This is a genomic window from Vibrio anguillarum, assembly GCF_003390515.1.
GTDB lineage: Bacteria > Pseudomonadota > Gammaproteobacteria > Enterobacterales > Vibrionaceae > Vibrio > Vibrio anguillarum.
The window spans coordinates 728,107-747,866 of record NZ_CP031479.1; the positions used below are offsets into that span (position 1 = coordinate 728,107).

14 protein-coding genes are annotated in these 19,760 nt (G+C 45.5%); 10 read left to right on the forward strand and 4 right to left on the reverse strand.

Annotation, left to right across the window (positions count from 1 at the left end):
- Positions 1 to 80 precede the first annotated feature (80 nt).
- Positions 81 to 761, reverse strand: coding sequence for a TIGR00153 family protein (locus DD616_RS07430; RefSeq protein WP_013856047.1), 681 nt, complete (start codon positions 759 to 761; stop codon positions 81 to 83).
- A gap of 204 nt (positions 762 to 965) precedes the next feature.
- Here DD616_RS07430 and DD616_RS07435 point away from each other — a divergent pair, with 204 nt between their 5' ends.
- From DD616_RS07435 to hldE, 4 genes are all read left to right on the forward strand, one after another.
- Entirely contained in the window at positions 966 to 2,489 is a 1,524-nt protein-coding gene (locus DD616_RS07435) for a CYTH and CHAD domain-containing protein (RefSeq protein ID WP_208872131.1), read from the forward strand.
- Positions 2,490 to 2,870: 381 nt separating this feature from the next.
- A complete protein-coding gene (locus tag DD616_RS07440) occupies positions 2,871 to 4,127 on the forward strand; it encodes a methyl-accepting chemotaxis protein (protein ID WP_013856051.1) in 1,257 nt (418 codons plus the stop codon).
- Between the two features lie 126 nt (positions 4,128 to 4,253).
- Complete coding sequence (gene glnE / locus DD616_RS07445; protein WP_208872132.1) at positions 4,254 to 7,100, forward strand: bifunctional [glutamate--ammonia ligase]-adenylyl-L-tyrosine phosphorylase/[glutamate--ammonia-ligase] adenylyltransferase; 2,847 nt, start codon at positions 4,254 to 4,256, stop codon at positions 7,098 to 7,100.
- Positions 7,101 to 7,163: 63 nt separating this feature from the next.
- Positions 7,164 to 8,594 carry a bifunctional D-glycero-beta-D-manno-heptose-7-phosphate kinase/D-glycero-beta-D-manno-heptose 1-phosphate adenylyltransferase HldE gene (gene hldE, locus DD616_RS07450; RefSeq protein ID WP_017042672.1) on the forward strand — a complete coding sequence of 477 codons (1,431 nt, stop codon included), beginning with the start codon at positions 7,164 to 7,166 and terminating at the stop codon, positions 8,592 to 8,594.
- Positions 8,595 to 8,677: 83 nt separating this feature from the next.
- On the opposite strand, the gene tolC is transcribed toward hldE, so the two are convergent.
- Positions 8,678 to 9,985: an outer membrane channel protein TolC gene (gene tolC / locus DD616_RS07455; protein WP_017046499.1), complete on the reverse strand. Its 1,308-nt coding sequence runs from the start codon at positions 9,983 to 9,985 to the stop codon at positions 8,678 to 8,680.
- A gap of 234 nt (positions 9,986 to 10,219) precedes the next feature.
- Here tolC and nudF point away from each other — a divergent pair, with 234 nt between their 5' ends.
- The 6 genes from nudF to parC all read left to right on the forward strand — a co-directional run bounded on the left by nudF (position 10,220) and on the right by parC (position 17,099).
- Positions 10,220 to 10,849 carry an ADP-ribose diphosphatase gene (gene nudF, locus DD616_RS07460; protein WP_013856056.1) on the forward strand — a complete coding sequence of 210 codons (630 nt, stop codon included), beginning with the start codon at positions 10,220 to 10,222 and terminating at the stop codon, positions 10,847 to 10,849.
- Entirely contained in the window at positions 10,837 to 11,271 is a 435-nt protein-coding gene (locus DD616_RS07465; protein WP_017042669.1) for a DUF1249 family protein, read from the forward strand. Before nudF ends, DD616_RS07465 begins: the two co-directional genes overlap by 13 nt.
- Before the next feature lie 47 nt (positions 11,272 to 11,318).
- Positions 11,319 to 12,140, forward strand: coding sequence for a 3',5'-cyclic-AMP phosphodiesterase (gene cpdA / locus DD616_RS07470; RefSeq protein ID WP_013856058.1), 822 nt, complete (start codon positions 11,319 to 11,321; stop codon positions 12,138 to 12,140).
- Positions 12,130 to 12,726, forward strand: a complete 597-nt coding sequence (gene yqiA / locus DD616_RS07475; protein ID WP_013856059.1) for an esterase YqiA — start codon at positions 12,130 to 12,132, stop codon at positions 12,724 to 12,726. Before cpdA ends, yqiA begins: the two co-directional genes overlap by 11 nt.
- 212 nt (positions 12,727 to 12,938) lie before the next feature.
- Positions 12,939 to 14,822: a DNA topoisomerase IV subunit B gene (gene parE / locus DD616_RS07480; RefSeq protein ID WP_017042666.1), complete on the forward strand. Its 1,884-nt coding sequence runs from the start codon at positions 12,939 to 12,941 to the stop codon at positions 14,820 to 14,822.
- On the forward strand, positions 14,823 to 17,099 hold the full coding sequence (gene parC / locus DD616_RS07485; protein WP_094147518.1) for a DNA topoisomerase IV subunit A: 2,277 nt from the start codon (positions 14,823 to 14,825) through the stop codon (positions 17,097 to 17,099).
- Positions 17,100 to 17,170: 71 nt separating this feature from the next.
- Here the strand turns inward: parC and degS are convergent, their stop codons facing one another.
- Both degS and DD616_RS07495 read right to left on the reverse strand, forming a co-directional pair.
- Complete coding sequence (degS, locus tag DD616_RS07490; RefSeq protein WP_026027274.1) at positions 17,171 to 18,235, reverse strand: outer membrane-stress sensor serine endopeptidase DegS; 1,065 nt, start codon at positions 18,233 to 18,235, stop codon at positions 17,171 to 17,173.
- Between the two features lie 142 nt (positions 18,236 to 18,377).
- Positions 18,378 to 19,742, reverse strand: a complete 1,365-nt coding sequence (locus DD616_RS07495; protein WP_208872313.1) for a Do family serine endopeptidase — start codon at positions 19,740 to 19,742, stop codon at positions 18,378 to 18,380.
- Positions 19,743 to 19,760: the final 18 nt, after the last annotated feature.

A 19,760-nucleotide genomic window follows, 5' to 3' on the forward strand; every position in this document is an offset into this window, starting at 1 on the left:
AAACCATCAGCGGAGAAAATAATCAACGCCTAAGCTGATGGATCAAGTTTTGCTCTTCGTTATTTGGTTAACTTACTGATTTAAGAGCGAGAAAGCATTAGTTCAAGACGAGCGCCAACGCGCTGAGCTTGATCGGCAATGCCGCCCACCCATTCTAGAATTTTGTACAAGAACATTACATCGATCGGATTCATTTTCGACTCAATAGCCATTAATTGTTGGCGGAGTCGGACCTGCATCGCATCGGTGTCATCTTCAATCACATCCAGTTGATTGATCATTTCCGCCACAAGTGTGACTTCACGACCTTTAAATCCTGTTTCCAATAACTCATCGAGCTCATTGATCACTTTTTGCGCTTGATTTGCTGCATCAAGGCAGCGTTTTACGTAGGCAATGAAGTTTTCTTGAAGAGGCTCTGGGATGATCAATTGACGACCGTAGACACGGCCTGCAATATCTTTTGCAAGGTTGGCCAGTTTATCTTGCTGAGTTAACAGCTCTAGCATGTCAGTACGATCGACAGGCATAAATAAACCGCGTGGTAGTTTAAGACGAATTTCACGCTTGAGTACGTCCGCTTCTTTCTCTAAATGAGAAATTTGGGCTCGAATTTCACCTGCTTTCTCCCAGTCACCCTTTGAACAAACTTCAAAGAAATTGACTAAGTGAGAGCAACATTCATTCACACACACAACGTGGCGCTGCAAAGGCTTTATAGGGGACTTTGCAAATAACCCCATAATTGTATTTACTGGCATGGTCGTTCAACCTAAAAAATATAACCTTAAAATAACATACACCATTCATGGCGAAATGTTGAGCGATGGCTATAAAGGCGCGCATGTTAACCCATTAAATCTCTCATTAAAACTGTTTTAGATCATCATTCCGGTGATATTTGTTACTTGCCCCACTGTGCATTAGGCCATATTCTTTCGCTATCTGCTTTGAAAGGGTTAGTTATGGAAACCGAGATAGAACTGAAGTTTTTTGTTTCACCAGAATTTTCGGAAATTTTGCGTTACAAGATCTCTGAAATCAAAGTACTTCAGCACAGTTGTCGAGCGTTAGGGAACACTTACTTCGATACACCTGACAACTGGTTGCGTCAACACGACACAGGGCTTCGTATTCGTCGCTTTGATGATGTGTATGTTCAAACTGTTAAAACGGCGGGTCGAGTCGTTGCAGGGTTGCACCAAAGACCAGAATACAATGCTGAGCACAACAGCAATGAACCGAACTTGACGCTTCATCCGGAAGATATCTGGCCACAAGGTAAAGATATTACGACCTTACAATCTGAACTTATGCCTCTATTTTCGACCAACTTCACACGCGAGCAGTGGTTGATTGGCATGGCCGATGGCAGCCAAGTTGAAGTGGCTTTCGATCAAGGCTTTGTCGTTGCAGGTGAAAAACAAGAACCTATCTGCGAAGTGGAGCTGGAGTTGAAATCGGGGCAAACGGATGCTTTGTTTACGTTAGCTCGCCAGTTTTGTGAGCACGGTGGTATGCGTCTGGGTAACTTGAGTAAAGCGGCGCGAGGCTATCGTCTTGCGTCTGGTTATCAAGGTGATGAAGTTCACGCCTTAACCTTGGTCAATACAGTCAGTACTGACAGCGTGGAAGAGTGTTTTATTCACTCGCTAGAGCATGCATTATCCCATTGGCATCACCATGAACAGATCTACACCGAGCGCGATTCAATTCCAGCGTTACATGAGATAAGCCACGCCACCAGTTTTTTACGCCAGATCTTGAGCATTTATGGCGGCATTGTGCCACGTCGCGCCAGCGCTATTTTACGTCAGGAATTAAAATGGTTGGAGCAAGAGTTATCGTGGTTAAAAACTCATGACTACCTAACCAATCTGCTTGAAGATAAAGGCCACGCACTGCGCAAACTGGACGCTCGTAAATTTATCATCGCCGAGTTAAAAGAGCAGCAAGAAGCACTACCTAATCGGGAAGAAAACTTAAAGCTGCTCAGTTCGGCGCGGTATACTGGGTTACTGCTTGATCTCAGTCGTTGGATTTTGAGCCGTGGATGGCAACCCTTCTTGGACGATAAAGCCAGAGAAAAAATGGCGCGTAACGTCGGTTCGTTTTCGGTGAAGCAGTTGGATCGCACATGGGCCGAGTTAATGGAAGCTTTTCCTCCTAAAGTTGAGCTAAGCCCTCAAGAGTATATTGATCAGCAGTATCGTTTAATGCGTAATCTCTACACTGGCATTGGTTTTGCGAGCCTTTATGATATTGAAGAACGAAAAAACTTCCGTCTCCCTTGGGCTGATTTACTGCAAGGAATAGATGATTTATTAATGCTCAAGCCGCTAGAGAATTTGATCGACAAGTTGCAAGAAGACGAACAAGAACAACTCAAGCGATGGCTGATTCGTCAACAAAACTCCATTGTTCATGCGATGGAGCAGACGCGACAAATTGGCATTGAAGTCGAGCCTTATTGGCGTAAAAGTCGCTAATCCACATGGCTCATAGTCAAAATGAAAAAGAGATACTGCGGTGTCTCTTTTTTATATCTCTGCTCATTTAGTTTCATTAATTGCAATTGATTTGTGGATGAGATCAAATCTCCAACAGGTTGCACAACGAAACGACTACAGTTCAAAAAGTCAGGGTCGATAGAAACCTAACAGGTATCATGATTGACAGGGATGAACAACAAGCCTGAGATCACAAATAATGCCATGAGTGAGTGGATCAGCAACAATAAACACATTGGATTTGTCTCATCTTTGATATCATCTTTTTTCATACGAAGCTCAAAATAAATAGCTTTTTTAGTTTTTGAGTTTGCTTACTTACCGAAATTTCAACATATAAGACATAGTGGAGAACTGACAATGGCAACAATGGCATTTAAGCCATGGGAACGTTTGATTACCGATATTCGTCTCGTTCCTAAAATGGTTATGCTGATGGTGTTTAGTACAGTATTGATCATCGCAAAGCAGCTTTGGGATGCTCGTACTTTTTACGAATCACTGCTTGCAGCAACTCAGAATACCGAAATCGCTCAGCAACACTATGATGCTTATTTGACTCAAGTAGTATGGCAAACGGCATTCATGATCATCGTTTTTGTTGTGCTTTTACTCGCCGCAGCCAAAGTCATGCTACGCCAAACACAATATTTAAGTGATTCAATTAAGTTGATGGCAAGTCGTGATCTTTCCACACCGATTAATATGGAATGTAAAGATGAGTACGGCGACGTTGCGCGAGAGCTTGAGAAAACCCGCCGTCAGTTGCAAGACGTCATTAAGATGCAAGTGGATGCCTCACAAGAGCTTTCGTCACTAACTGAAGTCATGACCATCAGCATGTCAGAAACCAAAGATTCGGCTCAAGAAGAGTTTAACGAAATTGACCAATTGGCCACCGCCATGAGTGAAATGACATCCACGGTGCAAACGGTCGCAGAGCATGCACAAAATGCATCAGCACTAACCGAGCAAGCGTCAGGTCAAGCAGAAACTGGTCAGCGTTTTGTCAAAGGCACCATCACTAAGATGAGTGAGCTATCGAAGGATATCGCGGCATCAGCGCAAGCCGTCAACCAAGTTGAAGAACGAGTGGTTGCGATTGGCAGTGTTGTTGGAACCATCCAAAGTATTTCCGAGCAAACCAACCTACTCGCGCTCAATGCTGCCATTGAAGCGGCTCGGGCTGGTGAAGCTGGGCGTGGTTTTGCGGTGGTGGCCGATGAAGTGCGTAACTTAGCGCAGCGCACCCAAAAAGCGACGATTGAGATCCAAGAGATGATTTCTCAATTACAAAATAGTGCCAATTCAGCCGTTGATTTAATGGAAAAAAGTGTAGTTGAAGCGGCTGAAGGAGTTGAGCTGGTTACGAATGCGGGCACTGAATTAGATGGTATTGTGAATCAAGTGCAACGGATCAATGACATGAATATCCAAATCGCAACGGCCGCTGGGCAGCAAACTAGCGTGGCTCAGGAAATGGACCAAAATCTAACCAATGTGAGGGAGCTCGTTGAAGCCTCAGTAACAGTAGTTGGTGAGTTGCTTGAAACATCAGAGATCATGCAAAGCAACGCTGAAGAGTTAGATCGGAAAATCACGATGTTCAAAGTCTAACTCTGTAGAAATTCGATCCTTCAATCAACGCCCACAATTCTTGTTGTTGGGCGTTTTTTATTGATATAAGTTTGCTATAAATAGCCTTCTAGCGACTGCATTGGTCTCAATTCACAAGGATGTCTCATGTTACTGCCTTCATCACTTCACGCTTTTGCGCACACCACCTATCAACATTTGCTAGAGCAACAACCGAGCATTGCACAGTGGTCCGAGCCATTGAAAAAACAGCTGTTGTATGTGGTCGGGATGAGCCAGTTTATCAATGAAGCATTATTGCGAGATGAATGGTTGTGTATGCAATTACCGGAAATGTTGGCGGGAGAGTCAAGGCTAGAGCATTACCGAGACGATCTCGCTATACAGCTAGAAGAGTGCAAAGATGAAATGTCAGGGCATCGTATTTTGCGTCAGTTTCGTAACCGGGAAATGGTGTACATCGCTTGGCGAGATTTTACCGCCAGTTGGACGTTAGAAGAGAGCCTTGCACATCTTTCAGCACTGGCGGAAGCACTCATTTTTGAGACTTACCAGTGGCAGTACGCTGTTTGCTGCTTCGAGTGGGGAACGCCAACTAACGACCAAGGTGAAGCACAACCTATGCTGATCATCGGTATGGGCAAATTAGGTGGCGGTGAGTTGAACTTCTCGTCGGATATCGACCTCATTTTTACTTATCCTGAAAACGGTGAAACACAAGGCGCTCGCCGCAGCATCGCGAATGCGCAATTTTTTACCCGTTTAGGCCAGCGAATCATTAAAGCGTTGGATCAACATACCTTTGACGGTTTTTGCTACCGAGTTGATATGCGTTTGCGTCCTTTTGGTGAAAGTGGCCCACTGGTGATGAGCTATGCGGCGCTCGAAGATTATTACCAAGAGCAAGGGCGTGATTGGGAGCGTTATGCGATGATCAAAGCTCGAGTAATGGGGCGGGAAATGTATCCGCAGTACCAAGAGTTGCGTCAAATGCTGCGACCATTTGTGTTCCGCCGCTACATCGATTTTAGCGCCATTCAATCTCTGCGCCGTATGAAATCGATGATCAGCAGCGAAGTGAGACGTCGAGGGCTGCATAACAACATCAAATTAGGCGCAGGCGGGATCCGCGAAATTGAATTCATCGCACAAGTATTTCAGTTAATTCGTGGTGGACGAGAACCCAGTTTACGTCAGCGTGGACTATTAGAAACACTGGTTGCAATAGAAGAACTTGCCCTGCTCAAACCGCAAGAAGTGGCCGATTTACGACAAGCTTATCTGTTTTTACGTCGCCTTGAAAACCTATTGCAAGCGATGGCCGACAAGCAGACGCAAACCTTGCCAGACAATGAACTGGATCAACTTCGCTTAGCCGTTGCAATGCAATGCACTGACTGGGTAACGCTGCTTCACGAAACGCATCAACACATGACCAAAGTACATCAAGTATTTGCAACTCTGATTGGCGATGATGAAGAAGAAGATGACCACTGCGTTGCTAAACATTTTCACGAGCTGTGGGATATGGCGCACAAGCCAGATGTGCTTGAAACGATTTTTCAACAAGAGCTTACCTGTGATGATCCTGTCGGCATGGCGCATGTATTGATCCAATTTAAAGAGGATTTGGCGAAAAAAACGCTGGGCCCACGCGGACGAGATGTATTAAACCGGTTGATGCCAAAACTGTTCCAAGCGATTTTCATTCACCCAGATGCGCAGTTTGGCTTACCTCGTGTGCTGCATTTGATGTACAAAATTGTGACTCGAACCACTTACCTTGAGCTGCTAGATGAACACCCTGCGGCATTGACGCAACTGGTGCGTTTATGCACCGCAAGCCCGATGATTTCGGAACAGCTTAGTCGTTACCCTATTTTACTCGATGAACTTATCGACCCGCAGCATCTCTATAATCCAATGGAGTTGTCCGCTTATAAAACTGAACTGCGTGATTTTCTTGCTCGTATTCCCGAAGAGGATATGGAGCAGCAAATGGAAGGATTACGCCAATTTAAGCAGATCTGCATTTTGCGTATTGCTGCTGCTGATATTGCCGGTGCTTTGCCTGTGATGAAAGTGAGCGATCACTTAACCTACCTTGCTGAAGCCATCGTTGAAGCTGTGATCAACCAAGCTTGGCAGCAAGTCAGTGCAAAATACGGCCAACCCACTCATTTAAAAGAGAGGGATGGTAAAGGGTTTGCAGTTGTTGGTTATGGCAAAGTGGGGGGCTGGGAGTTGGGCTACAATTCCGATCTTGATATCGTGTTTCTCCATGACTGCCCAGTGGATTGTTACACCGATGGCGCAAAAGAGATTGATGGCCGTCAGTTTTATTTGCGCTTAGCCCAGCGCGTGATCCACATTTTTGCTACTCGTACCGCTTCTGGTATTTTGTATGAAGTTGATACTCGTTTGCGCCCGTCTGGAGCGTCCGGTTTGTTAGTTAGCCCCGCTGAAGCGTTTGATGAATACCAGCGCAATGAAGCGTGGACGTGGGAACACCAAGCCTTAGTTCGAGCTCGAATGATTTATGGTGATGAGCCACTGCAACAGGCTTTCCATCGCACCCGCCATGAGATTTTGTCATTGGCAAGAGATGAAACCAAGCTCAAGCATGATGTAGTCGCGATGCGGATAAAAATGCGCGATCATTTGGGGGGAAAGAAAAGTGGCCGTTTTATGCTTAAACAAGATGCTGGTGGCATCACTGATATTGAGTTTTTAGCTCAATATCTAGTGCTGCGTTTTAGCCATGAAAAGCCAAAATTGACGTTTTGGTCAGACAACGTACGCATTTTTGAGTCACTACTGAACCAAGGTGTGATGGACAAAGAACAAGCGCAGGCTCTCACCGATGCCTATACTTCGATGCGCAATCAGATCCATCATCGAAACTTGCTTAACTTGGATGCGGATGTTGACGAAAGTAAGTTTGTTGACCTGCGAAAACGAGTCACAAACGCTTGGCAGCAGTGGCTAGGTTGAGTGTTTTAGAGACTCAATGAGCTGTGTTACACTCAGCGCAATAACAAAAATTGGAGATCCACAATGAAACCAATCCTACCTGACTACAATGATGCAGGTGTATTGATTATTGGCGATGTGATGCTTGATCGCTACTGGTATGGTCCAACCGGTCGCATCTCACCAGAAGCCCCCGTTCCTGTAGTAAAAGTAGAGAATAGCGAAGAACGTCCAGGCGGCGCGGCAAACGTTGCAATGAACATTGCTTCGCTGGGCGGTCATGCGCATATTGTTGGTTTAACTGGCGTGGATGAGCCAGCTAACGTTCTGACTGAAACGTTAACAGCGTTGAAAGTGAGTTGTGATTTTGTTGCTCTGCCAAATTATCCAACCATTACAAAATTACGCGTGCTAAGCCGAGGCCAGCAACTGATCCGTTTGGATTTCGAAGATAAGTTTGAGAACACCGATCCAGAACTGATTTTATCTCGCATGGAGCTGGCGTTACCGAAAGTAAAAGCGGTGATCTTGTCCGATTACGCCAAAGGCGCATTAGAGCATGTGCAGCAATTGATCCAAAAAGCACGTGCAGCCAACGTTCCCGTTTTTATCGATCCTAAAGGAGCCGATTTCGAACGTTATCGTGGCGCAACATTGCTCACACCTAACATGTCTGAATTTGAACAGGTCGTAGGCAAAGTAAAAACAGAGCAAGAGCTAGTAGAAAAAGGCTTTGCCTTGATTGAACAGTTTGATCTTGGCGCACTGTTGGTGACTCGCAGCGAACATGGCATGACACTGTTACAACGCAATCAGAAGCCATTCCATTTACCAACATTAGCCAAAGAAGTGTATGACGTAACGGGCGCGGGAGATACGGTGATTTCAGTGCTTGCAGCATCAGTTGCGGCAGGTAAACCACTTGATGAAGCGTGCGCATTGGCCAATGCGGCGGCGGGTGTTGTGGTTGGTAAACTGGGCACGTCAACCGTTTCAACCATTGAACTAGCGGAAGCGGTTCACGGTAGCAAAGATACTGATTATGGTGTCATCAGTGAACAAGCCTTAATTGATGCGGTAAAAGTAGCTCAAGCTCAGGGCGAAAAGGTGGTGATGACCAATGGTTGCTTTGATATTTTGCATGCAGGACATGTTTCTTATCTTAACCACGCAGCCAAATTGGGCGATCGCCTGATTGTTGCCGTTAACACGGATGAGTCGGTTAAGCGTTTAAAAGGCCCAGGTCGCCCAGTCAATACAACGGATCGCCGTATGGCGGTGCTGGCTGCATTGGGCGCTGTCGATTGGGTGGTTCCTTTTTCTGAAGATACGCCACAGCGTTTGATTGCGGCTGTACTACCTAACTTACTGGTGAAAGGTGGTGACTATAAACCTGAAGATATCGCCGGTGGTGAAGAAGTGATTGCTGCGGGTGGAGAAGTCAAAGTGTTGAACTTTGAAGATGGTTGCTCAACCACAGAAATTATTGAAGCAATTAAAGGCGGCAGAGGCTAACATCGCGTCGCGTCCTTTGGCATTTGTATAAAATGAGCCAACCACTACAAAAAAGCCGCTGAATTGTCAGCGGCTTTTACTTTTTAGCTGTCTGCTTTTAAGCCAGCGTTGATATCTAAAATATCTTGCTCGCTCAAGGTGCCTACTGCTTGACGCAATTGCAGTACGCTCAGCACATAGTCATAACGTGCGTTAGAGAGATTTTTATTCGCATCGTAGAGACGGCGCGTTGAATCAAGCACATCAACAATAGTCCGCGTACCGACATCAAACCCTGCTTCGGTCGCTTCCAGTGCTGATTTCGCTGAAATAACTGACTGCTCATAAGCACGTAAAGCGCCAATAGAGGCATTGATGTTGTTGTTAAATGCGCGTACATCTTTCACAACGCTGCGATACGTTTTTTCTAAATCTTGGCTTGCAGCAACGTACGCAAATTCAGCTTGTTTGGTTTGCGAAGTGGTTTTTCCACCAGTGTACAATGGCACCGCAAGGTTAATACCGACATTAAAATCGTTATAATCCCCTTTAGAGCCGCTGTTATTATTACTTTCATCGCCGTACTTGTAGCCGCCATCAAGAGTCAGTGAGGGTAAGTGCCCTGAACTTGCTAATGAAATATTATCTTTCGCGACATCTTGAGCAATACGAGCGGTCAGCAAAGAGAGATTTTTCTGTTGGGCTTCTTCAAGCAGAGCATCAATCGGCTGCGTTGTTTTGCTGGCTGAAAAACGATTAGTATCCAACACACTTAAATCAGAATGTTCTTGGCCGGTAATTTCACGCAAGGTTTCATAACTATTGGTGAGGCTATTTTTTGCCAAAACTTCATCAGCAAGCACGCCGTCGTATTGCGCTTGTGCGTCATGCACGTCAGTAATTGCAGAAAGGCCGACTTCAAAACGTTGTTTCGTTTGCTCTAATTGACGAGCCACTGCCGCTTTTTCTGCACGGACAAATGCCAAGTTATCTTTGGCGCGAAGCACTTCAAAATAGGCTTGTGCAACGCGTAAAATCAGACCTTGCTGGGTGGCCGCATAGGCAGAATCCGCTTTGCGTGCATTCTTTTCTGCCGTGTCTAAAGAAACCCAACTTGAACGTTGATAAAGCTGCTGAGAGAAACTGATGCCTGCTGTGAGCTTATCACTTTCGCGTGCATCAATATCGCTGCGGTTGATATTGTAACCAGCAGTCAGGTTGATTTGTGGTAACAGATCACCACGGCTAGATGTTACCGCTTCAAATGCAGCATCACGTTGAGCTGCAGAGCTCAGTAGCTGAGGATCATTTTCTTTGGCTTGATTATAGATTTCAGTAAGAGTATCCGCCCATACTGAAGAACTCAGGCTGCCTAATGCTGCGCTGATGAATAGTGGAAGCAGTTTTTTCATTGGTCCTATTCCCTGCCTTAATATGTAAGAAGGTTACTTTTAAGGAGTTTAACTTAAATTGGTGGTAATTCACTCGAAACTTTGCACTTTTTTACACATAACTGTCCATCTGTGCAATAAAAATCGATGCTCGTTTAAAAATAAATATAAAATTTATATAAAAAGTTGAGCAATATCCTTGGTGATGGATGAATTCCATGATTAAACTATGAGATTCACTGAGCGAGGTTTCAAATGCAGCAGTCTGACAAACAGTACAACATTTTTACGCCCCAAGATGTGGACGTCATTTCAAAAGAAACACTGTTCCAAGGTTTTTTCCGCATGGTGAAATACCGCTTTAAACACAAGTTGTTTGAAGGTGGATGGAGTGAGGAGATTGAAAGAGAAATGTTTGAAAGAGGTCATGCTGCGGCTATGCTTCCTTATGATCCTGCGCGTGATGAAGTCGTGATTATAGAGCAAATTCGAGTTGGAGCCCTAGAGCACGCCCATCCTTGGCAACTGGAGATTGTTGCTGGAGTCATCGACCCTAATGAAACGTCCGAGCAGGTTATTCGTCGAGAGGCGATGGAAGAGGCGGGAATTGAAGTGAACCGAATCGAAAAAATTAGCTCTTATTATCCATCATCTGGTGGATGCTCTGAATTACTCGATGTCTTTGTTGGTGAAATCGATGCAACGCAAGCTAAAGGCGTACATGGGCTTGACTATGAAGGTGAAGACATCAAAGTTCATGTCATGAGCCGTGAAGAGGCTTACCGCTTAGTGAAAAACGGCCAAATTGAGAATGGTGCCTCAATTATCGCTTTACAATGGTTAGAGCTAAACTATCAACAGTTACAATTGCAATGGCAGAATTAGCATTGAAAAAACCGTATCACGTTGATTTATCGGAATTAATGCGTGTGTACGAAACTAACTACGCGAAATTGAACGCTTTGTTACCAAGTCAGCCGAGCGTAGGTGACTTACGCTGTTATCAGGCTGCTCAAATGACCTATCAATTACAAGTGCTAGAGGTCACAAAGTACACAACTTTAGTGGAGATTTGTCAGAGTGATGACGTTTCAGTATTTCCATTACCGTCGATGTCTGTCAGGCTTTACCACGATGCACGTGTTTCCGAAGTGTGTGCAAGTGCGCGGATAAATCAGATCAAAGCTCGCTATGATTACCCGAATGAACAAATGATGCAAAAAGATGAGAAAGCGCAAATCAATCGCTTTTTAGGCGATTGGCTTACTTTTTGTTTAAAGCACGGGATTAGCCGAGCTCCAATTTAGTCTTCGTCATAGATGAAAATTAGTCATTCAATTTGGATTAATAAATTTTGAACGTGTCGCCAACTCTAGACAATTCAGACAGCATCAAGCTGCTACAAATTACCGATACGCATCTGTTTGCGCCGGATGATGGCAGCCTGTTGAGTGTTAATACGGTAGATAGCTTTCATGCTGTTGTGGCGGAGATTTGCGCACAACATGTTGAATTTGATGCAATTCTGGCTACGGGCGACATCTCGCAAGATCATAGTGCTGAGTCTTATCTTCGTTTCTCTCGTGGTATTTCTTCATTAGAAAAAACTTGTTTTTGGCTTCCCGGTAATCACGACTTTAAACCCAATATGGGCGCCGTATTCCCGTCAGAGCAGATTCAACAGTCGGAGCATGTATTACTCGGTGAACACTGGCAGATGGTGATGCTCGATTCTCAAGTTGTGGGCGTACCGCATGGACGGCTGAGCGATCAACAATTGGCTTTACTTGACGAAAAATTATCGACGCACCATCAGCGACACACCTTGATTGTGCTGCATCATCATCCTCTATTGGTGGGGAGCGCCTGGCTCGATCAACATAGCCTTAAAGACAGCGATGCTTTTTGGAATATCGTCACGCAACATCGCAATGTGAAAGCCGTCCTGTGTGGTCATGTTCATCAAAATATGGATAAACTCCATCACGGTGTCCGAGTGATGGCCACTCCCTCGACCTGTGTACAATTTAAGCCCAATTCAGATGATTTTGCTTTGGATCGTACTTCCCCAGGATGGCGTGAATTGACGCTATCTGCTGATGGTCAAATAGAAACTCAAGTCAAACGTTTAGCTAACGGCGCATTCCAACCGGATTTTAACGCTAATGGATACTGAGATGCCTACTCGTCAACCTATGCTGCTTTATATTCACGGCTTTAATAGCTCGCCGCTGTCGCACAAAGCACAAGTGATGGTGAAGTATTGCCAAATGCAGCGTCCTGATATCAAAGTGATGGTGCCTAAGTTACCCAGTTTTCCCGCGCAAGCTGCGGAATATCTACTTGATCTTATTCATCAACATCAAGATCAATATCGTATTGCGCTGGTGGGGAGTTCATTAGGCGGGTATTTGTCTATTTGGTTAAACCATTTGTTTGGTTTTCGTGCCGTGGTGATAAACCCAGCAATCAAACCGTATGAATTATTGGTCAATTTTTTAGGCGAACAAGTCAACCCCTACACGCAAGAGCACTATCGGCTAGAGGCGAAACATATTGAAGAGCTCAAAGCATTAGAGGTTAAAATTAATGACGTCACGTCATTTTGGTTGTTGCAACAAATGGGCGATGAAGTCTTAGATTACCGTCAAGCCGTCGCTAAATTGGCGGGAGCAAAACAGACGGTTGAATTTGGCGGCGATCATAGTTTTGTTAACTTTGAGCGATATCCGCGACAAATCATCGAATTCCTAGATCTCTGACCGATTCATTGAGGGGGGAGTCATAATTTTACCTGTAACTTACTTATCTCGCTTGACATAAGCAAGGCTCTTCCAGACTATGTTCTACCTATACTTTTGCAGTTTGTAATGCTGAAAAAATCAGCGTTGTTGTCGTTAATTAATCACAAGCACATCATTGATAAACTGCCGAAAAAGTAACGAATCATTTATCTATAAAAGCATTCCGTATTATGACTGAACAATATAATGCTGGGGCCATTGAAGTTCTTAATGGTTTAGAACCAGTACGTCGCCGACCTGGGATGTATACGGACACCGCGCGACCTAACCATTTAGGCCAAGAAGTTATCGATAACAGTGTCGATGAAGCGCTAGCCGGATATGCCTCCAAGGTACAAGTTATTCTCCACGCAGATCAATCACTTGAAGTGATCGATGATGGGCGTGGTATGCCTGTTGATATTCACCCTGAAGAGAAAATATCAGGCGTTGAGCTTATCTTCTGTAAATTGCATGCGGGTGGTAAGTTTTCAAACAAAAGCTACCAGTTCTCCGGTGGTTTACATGGGGTAGGTATTTCCGTAGTGAATGCCCTATCCAAGCGTGTGGAAGTGACCGTTCGCCGTGATGGGCAAATATATGAAATGGCGTTTGAGCACGGTAATAAAGTCGAGGAATTGACGGTAACTGGTACCTGTGGTCGTCGTAATAAAGGGACGAGTGTCCACTTTTGGCCCGATACCAGCTACTTTGATTCGCCTAACTTTTCAGTGACTCGCCTAATCAATAATTTGCGCGCTAAAGCGGTACTTTGCCCGGGGCTCGAGATCACCTTTAGTGATAAGGTTAACAATCTTGAGCACCGTTGGTACTACGAAGACGGCTTAAAAGATTATCTCGCAGAAGGCGTAAAGGGTTACACCTTATTGCCCGAAGAGCCATTTACGGGTGAGTTTGTCGCTGAAACTGAAGCGGCCAACTGGGCAGTGATTTGGCTACCTGAAGGTGGTGAGATGATCACTGAAAGCTATGTTAACTTAATCCCGACCGCACAAGGTGGTACGCACGTTAACGGCTTACGCCAAGGGTTGCTCGATGCGATGCGTGAATTCTGTGAATTCCGCAACCTGTTGCCGCGTGGCGTTAAGTTAACTGGTGAAGATGTCTTTGACCGCTGTTCTTATGTGTTGTCGGTTAAGATGCAAGACCCACAGTTTGCAGGGCAAACCAAAGAGCGCCTTTCTTCACGTCAAACCGCGGCTTTTGTTTCAGGTGTGATAAAAGACTCCTTTAGTTTATGGCTGAATGAAAAACCACAACTCGCTGAATTACTTGCCGAAGTGTGCATTGCCAATGCGCATCGCCGCATGCGAGCCAGCAAAAAAGTGGTACGGAAAAAAATCGCATCGGGCCCCGCGCTCCCCGGTAAATTGACCGACTGTTCAGTGCAAGACCTGAGCCGCACGGAAATCTTCTTTGTCGAAGGGGATTCAGCAGGTGGCAGTGCTAAGCAAGCGCGCGATCGCGAATTTCAGGCGGTTATGCCACTGCGTGGGAAAATTTTAAATACGTGGGAAGTGTCGGCAGACCAAGTGCTGGCTTCACAAGAAGTGCATGATATCTCTGTTGCGCTTGGGATTGATCCTGATAACGACGATCTCGATGGATTGCGTTACGGTAAAATCTGCATTCTCGCGGATGCTGACTCTGATGGTTTACATATTGCCACCTTGCTTTGTGCCTTATTTACCAAACATTTCCGAGCATTAGTCAAAGCGGGTCATATTTTTGTTGCGATGCCTCCTTTGTATCGGATCGACTGCGGCAAAGAGGTCTTTTATGCACTCGATGATGCTGAAAAAGAGGGCATTTTAGAGCGACTTAGCCAGAAAAAAGCCAAAATCAACGTACAGCGATTTAAAGGTTTGGGTGAAATGAATCCGCTTCAATTGCGTGAAACAACGATGGATCCAAACACGCGCCGCTTGGTTCAACTGACCATTGATGATGCTGAAGCAACGGATGAGATGATGGACATGTTGCTAGGTAAAAAGCGTGCAGATGACCGCCGCGCATGGTTGCAACGTTATGGCGATATGGCAGAGGTGCAATAAATGTCAACTGAAATAACCTTTGATGGTGTTGAGAAACTGCCGCTGCGTAAGTTCACTGAAGACGCCTATCTCAATTATTCGATGTACGTCATCATGGACCGCGCACTGCCTTATATTGGCGATGGTTTAAAACCGGTACAGCGACGTATTATTTATGCGATGTCGGAGCTTGGACTCTCGGCGTCAGCCAAGTACAAAAAATCAGCGCGTACCGTTGGTGACGTGCTCGGTAAATACCACCCGCACGGTGATTCGGCCTGTTACGAAGCGATGGTATTAATGGCACAACCCTTTTCTTACCGCTATCCACTGGTGGATGGTCAAGGTAACTGGGGTGCTCCGGACGATCCAAAATCCTTCGCGGCGATGCGTTATACCGAAGCGAAACTGTCTAAATTCGCTGAAGTTTTACTGGGTGAGCTTGGACAAGGCAACGTTGATTGGCAGCCTAACTTTGATGGCACAATGCAAGAACCACAAATGCTGCCGGCGCGTTTACCTCATATTTTGCTCAATGGTGTCACGGGAATTGCGGTGGGTATGGCGACCGATATCCCGCCACACAATGTGCGTGAAATTGCCGATGCGACGATTCACCTGATCGATAACCCGGAAGCGCAACTGCATGATGTGATGCAGTACGTGCAAGGGCCAGATTATCCGACCGAAGCGGAAATTATTTCACCCAGAATTGAAATTGAGAAAATATATCGCTCAGGTCGCGGCAGTATCAAAATGCGCGCGGTTTGGCATAAAGAGGGGAGTGATGTTGTGATCACAGCATTACCTCATCAAGTCTCAGGCGCTAAATTGCTCGAACAAATCGCTAACCAAATGCGCGCGAAGAAATTGCCAATGGTTGAAGATTTACGCGATGAATCGGATCATGAGAACCCTACGCGTATTGTTATTGTGCCGCGTTCTAACCGCGTAGATTGTGACTTGTTGATGAGCCACTTGTTCGCATCAACCGATCTAGAGAAAAGCTTCCGTGTTAACTTGAACATGATTGGCTTAAACAATCGTCCTGAAGTGAAAGGTTTAGTGACCATTCTTTCTGAGTGGATTGAGTTTCGTCGCACCACGGTTCGCCGCCGCTTACAGTACCGTCTTGATAAAGTCATGGCGCGTTTGCACATCTTGGAAGGTTTGCTCATTGCTTATCTGAATATTGATGAAGTGATTGAAATCATTCGTACTGAAGATGAACCGAAAGCGGTATTGATGGCCCGGTTTGGTATTAGTGCTATTCAAGCCGATGCGATTTTAGATACCAAACTTCGCCACTTAGCCAAACTTGAAGAGATGAAGATTCGTGGTGAGCAAGATGAGCTTGCCAAAGAGCGCGAAAAATTAGAGCAGTTGCTTGGTTCTGAGCGTCGCTTGAACACATTGTTGAAGAAAGAGATCAAAGCGGATGCTGAGAAGTACGGTGATGATCGCCGTTCACCACTGATTGAGCGTGCTGAATCTAAAGCGTTGACTGAGCGTGACCTTGTGCCAAGTGAAGCGATCACCGTTGTGCTTTCGGAAAAAGGCTGGGTACGTCATGCCAAAGGGCATGATGTGGATTGCCAAAGTTTGAGCTACAAATCCGGCGATCAGTATTTGGCTCATGCTTGTGGTAAGAGCAATCAGCAGGTCGTATTCTTGGGTAGCGATGGTCGAAGTTATTCGCTTGAAGCTCACTCGCTACCTTCGGCGCGCAGTCAAGGTGAGCCGATTACGGGTCGTCTCAACATCACAGAGGGCTCGTCTATTCGCCAAGTAGTTATGGGGGAAGAGGATCAACTCTGGTTAGTGGGCTCGGATGCCGGTTATGGTTTTGTGTGTAAAGGTGGTGAACTGCTGTCGAAAAACCGTAGTGGTAAAGCCTTAGTTAATTTGCCTGAGAACTCAGAGGTAATGACGCCGCAGGCCATCGGTAATTTGGAGTCTGATGACATTTTAGCGATCACGAATCAGGGCCGAATGTTGCTATTCCCAATCAAAGATTTACCACAGCTAACCAAAGGCAAAGGCAACAAAATAATCAATATTCCTGCGGCTAAGTCCAAAGAGCGTGAAGAGTTTGTGTCACACTTAATCTCCTTGCCTCAAGGATCGGCTATTACGCTCTATGCCGGCAAACGCAAACTTGGTTTAAAAGCCAGCGATCTAGAGAACTTCCGTGGTGAGCGTGGACGTCGAGGTAGCTTACTGCCGAGAGGGCTACAACGTGTTACTGCAATTGAGATTGAATCAGAACTTAGTGGTTCAGATCTTGAGCAAGAGTAAAAGTCTATAAATAAAAGCCCCCTTCGTGAGTTGGGGGCTTTTTTATGTCTCTTTGTTTTTGGTGCTTAGTTTTATTCGCGTAGGTCTTCAACAATTGTCACGGGAAGTGTCATCTCTTCACCTTTACGTAAGATGAGCACATCGACAACGGTACCTGGGCGCAAGTCAGTGACAATTTCCATCACACTCTTGCGACCATTAATTTTTTTACCGCCAATTTTTAGAATAATGTCCCGCTCTTTAAAACCAGCCGTTTCCGCAGGGCCATTGGGGTCAATGCCCAACACAACTATGCCGCCAATATGTTCACTGCCAAGTAGGCGAGATGTTACTGGAGTAATATCTTGCCCATCAATACCGATATAGCCGCGAATCACGCGTCCATCAGCAATGATTTTTTCCATAATGGTATTGGCTAATTTGTAAGGAATCGCGAATGATATACCATCGGTTTTCATTTCAGTTGCTTGTTGAAACGAAGCCGTGTTAATACCGACGAGCTCTCCTTGAGTGTTGACCAAAGCTCCACCTGAATTGCCTTCATTAATGGCCGCATCAGTTTGGATGAAAGCTTGACGTCCATCGGTACTGACTGATGAACGTTCAGTGGCAGAAATGATACCAAAAGTAGTGGTTTGTCCAAGGTTGTATGGATTGCCAATGGCCAGTACCACATCGCCAACTTTCACCGAGTAATTGGGATTTTGTGGAATAACGGGAAGGTTCGTTCCTTCGATTCGCAAAATTGCGATATCCGTGCGTCGATCTTTGCCTACTAATTGCGCTGCTGCGAGACGGCCATCTTGTAAGGCCGCTACGATTTGGTCTGCTTGGGCTACTACGTGATAGTTAGTAATGATGTACCCTTTCTCGCTCACAATCACACCAGAACCTAACCCTTGAATCGACAGTTTACTGCGATCGCTTTCGGTGTATTTTTGGTTGTAAATATTGACTACAGCAGGTGCGGCGCGGCGAACGGCTTGGTTAAACGAAATTTGCAAAGAGAGCGCATTGGGAGACTCTTCGGCCGCGATTTGCGGGAGAACATTTGAACGTAGCGAGGGAACCGCTAGTAAAATAACAACAGCAGCGAGAAGCCCAAGCCCCACTGAACGAAGTAAAAAGTTAAGCATATCTTCCCCAAACAAAACCCGCTATATACTCAGCTTATTTTACACCTGAGCTTGAGAGAGGAAGAATAGCACTACATGATTGAATAAGAAAAGGGCAGCATTCAAATGCTGCCCTGATCGCTCCACAAGCGATTCTCACTAATTAGCGAATAACCAAGTAAATGGTTCTATCACCTCGTTGGATATTCAGCGCAAGTATGCTCGGCTTTTTCTCCAAAATTTCGCGTAATTGTGCGAGGTTTTTCACTCGTTGGCGGTTAACACCAATGATGATGTCCTCTTTTTGTAGTTGATACGCTTCTGCCGCTGACCCTTTCTCTATAGCAGTCACTTTAACGCCAGCGATTGGGTCTTGATCCGTCGTATTGGTCAGTGCCGCACCAGTCAACCCCGAGTGCAGTTGCTCTGCTTTGGTTGTGGTGTCGTTTTCACTCAAGGTTACGTCGAAGGTCTTGCTTTTACCATCGCGGATAACATCGATTGTGATTTTTTTACCTGCACCTAATGTTGCCACTTTGGCTCTTAATTCGTTGAAGGTAGAAACGTTTTTTCCATTAATAGCTGTGATGACATCACCCGCTTTGATCCCTGCTTTATCGGCGGCGCTATCTTTGATAACTTGGCTAACAAACGCCCCCTTACTTGACTCATAGCCTAGCGCTTCAGCCAGTTCAGAGGTTATTTCACCCCCTTGAACGCCGAGCACGCCACGTTTTACCTCACCAAATTCTAAGATCTGTTCGGTCAAGTTTTTCATCATATTTGATGGTATTGCAAAACCTATCCCAACGTTGCCACCATTCGGCCCAAGAATCGCGGTATTAATCCCAATCAATTCACCATTGAGATTGACTAAGGCACCACCAGAGTTGCCACTGTTAATCGCGGCATCGGTCTGAATAAAGTTCTCAAAGTTTTCAAGATTAAGTCCACTTCGTCCTAGCGCAGAAACAATGCCGGAAGTCACCGTTTGACCAAGACCAAACGGGTTCCCGATCGCGACAGTGAAATCACCTACACGCAGTTTGTCTGAATCCGCGATACGAATTTGGGTTAAATTTTTTGCTTTTTTGAGTTTGATTAGCGCGATATCGGACATTTTGTCGCCACCGACGAGCTCCGCATCGTATTCTCGGCCGTCGTATAGTTTGACGCGAATCTTATCAGCGCCATCGATGACGTGATAATTAGTCACAACATAACCTTTGTCTGCGTCAGTAATGACACCAGAGCCTAATGCTCTAAATGGCCGCTCTTGCGATTGGTCGATTGGGAAGTCAGGACCAAAGAAAAATCGAAACTGCTCGGGTAAACGTTGATGGGAGACTTGAGTTCCCTCAACTGAGATACTCACAACCGCTGGTGTCACTTGCTCTAGCATCGGTGCTAAGCTCGGCAGTGGCTCACCACTGACAGAAAAGGGTAGCGCTGCCATTGCGGGTAGTGGGGTGATGATTGAACTTAAACTTAACGATAGAGCGGTTAAAAGAAGTAAAGGTTTTTTCATCATAAGCTCCTTTGGAAT

What these genes read in the sequence shown, in the direction of transcription:
- DD616_RS07430 (WP_013856047.1), bottom strand. Translation starts at nt 761, where the DNA reads ATGCCAGTAAATACAATTATGGGGTTATTTGCAAAGTCCCCTATAAAG.
- DD616_RS07435 (WP_208872131.1), top strand. Translation starts at nt 966, where the DNA reads ATGGAAACCGAGATAGAACTGAAGTTTTTTGTTTCACCAGAATTTTCG.
- DD616_RS07440 (WP_013856051.1), top strand. Translation starts at nt 2,871, where the DNA reads ATGGCAACAATGGCATTTAAGCCATGGGAACGTTTGATTACCGATATT.
- glnE (WP_208872132.1), top strand. Translation starts at nt 4,254, where the DNA reads ATGTTACTGCCTTCATCACTTCACGCTTTTGCGCACACCACCTATCAA.
- hldE (WP_017042672.1), top strand. Translation starts at nt 7,164, where the DNA reads ATGAAACCAATCCTACCTGACTACAATGATGCAGGTGTATTGATTATT.
- tolC (WP_017046499.1), bottom strand. Translation starts at nt 9,985, where the DNA reads ATGAAAAAACTGCTTCCACTATTCATCAGCGCAGCATTAGGCAGCCTG.
- nudF (WP_013856056.1), top strand. Translation starts at nt 10,220, where the DNA reads ATGCAGCAGTCTGACAAACAGTACAACATTTTTACGCCCCAAGATGTG.
- DD616_RS07465 (WP_017042669.1), top strand. Translation starts at nt 10,837, where the DNA reads ATGGCAGAATTAGCATTGAAAAAACCGTATCACGTTGATTTATCGGAA.
- yqiA (WP_013856059.1), top strand. Translation starts at nt 12,130, where the DNA reads ATGGATACTGAGATGCCTACTCGTCAACCTATGCTGCTTTATATTCAC.
- parE (WP_017042666.1), top strand. Translation starts at nt 12,939, where the DNA reads ATGACTGAACAATATAATGCTGGGGCCATTGAAGTTCTTAATGGTTTA.
- parC (WP_094147518.1), top strand. Translation starts at nt 14,823, where the DNA reads ATGTCAACTGAAATAACCTTTGATGGTGTTGAGAAACTGCCGCTGCGT.
- degS (WP_026027274.1), bottom strand. Translation starts at nt 18,235, where the DNA reads ATGCTTAACTTTTTACTTCGTTCAGTGGGGCTTGGGCTTCTCGCTGCT.
- DD616_RS07495 (WP_208872313.1), bottom strand. Translation starts at nt 19,742, where the DNA reads ATGAAAAAACCTTTACTTCTTTTAACCGCTCTATCGTTAAGTTTAAGT.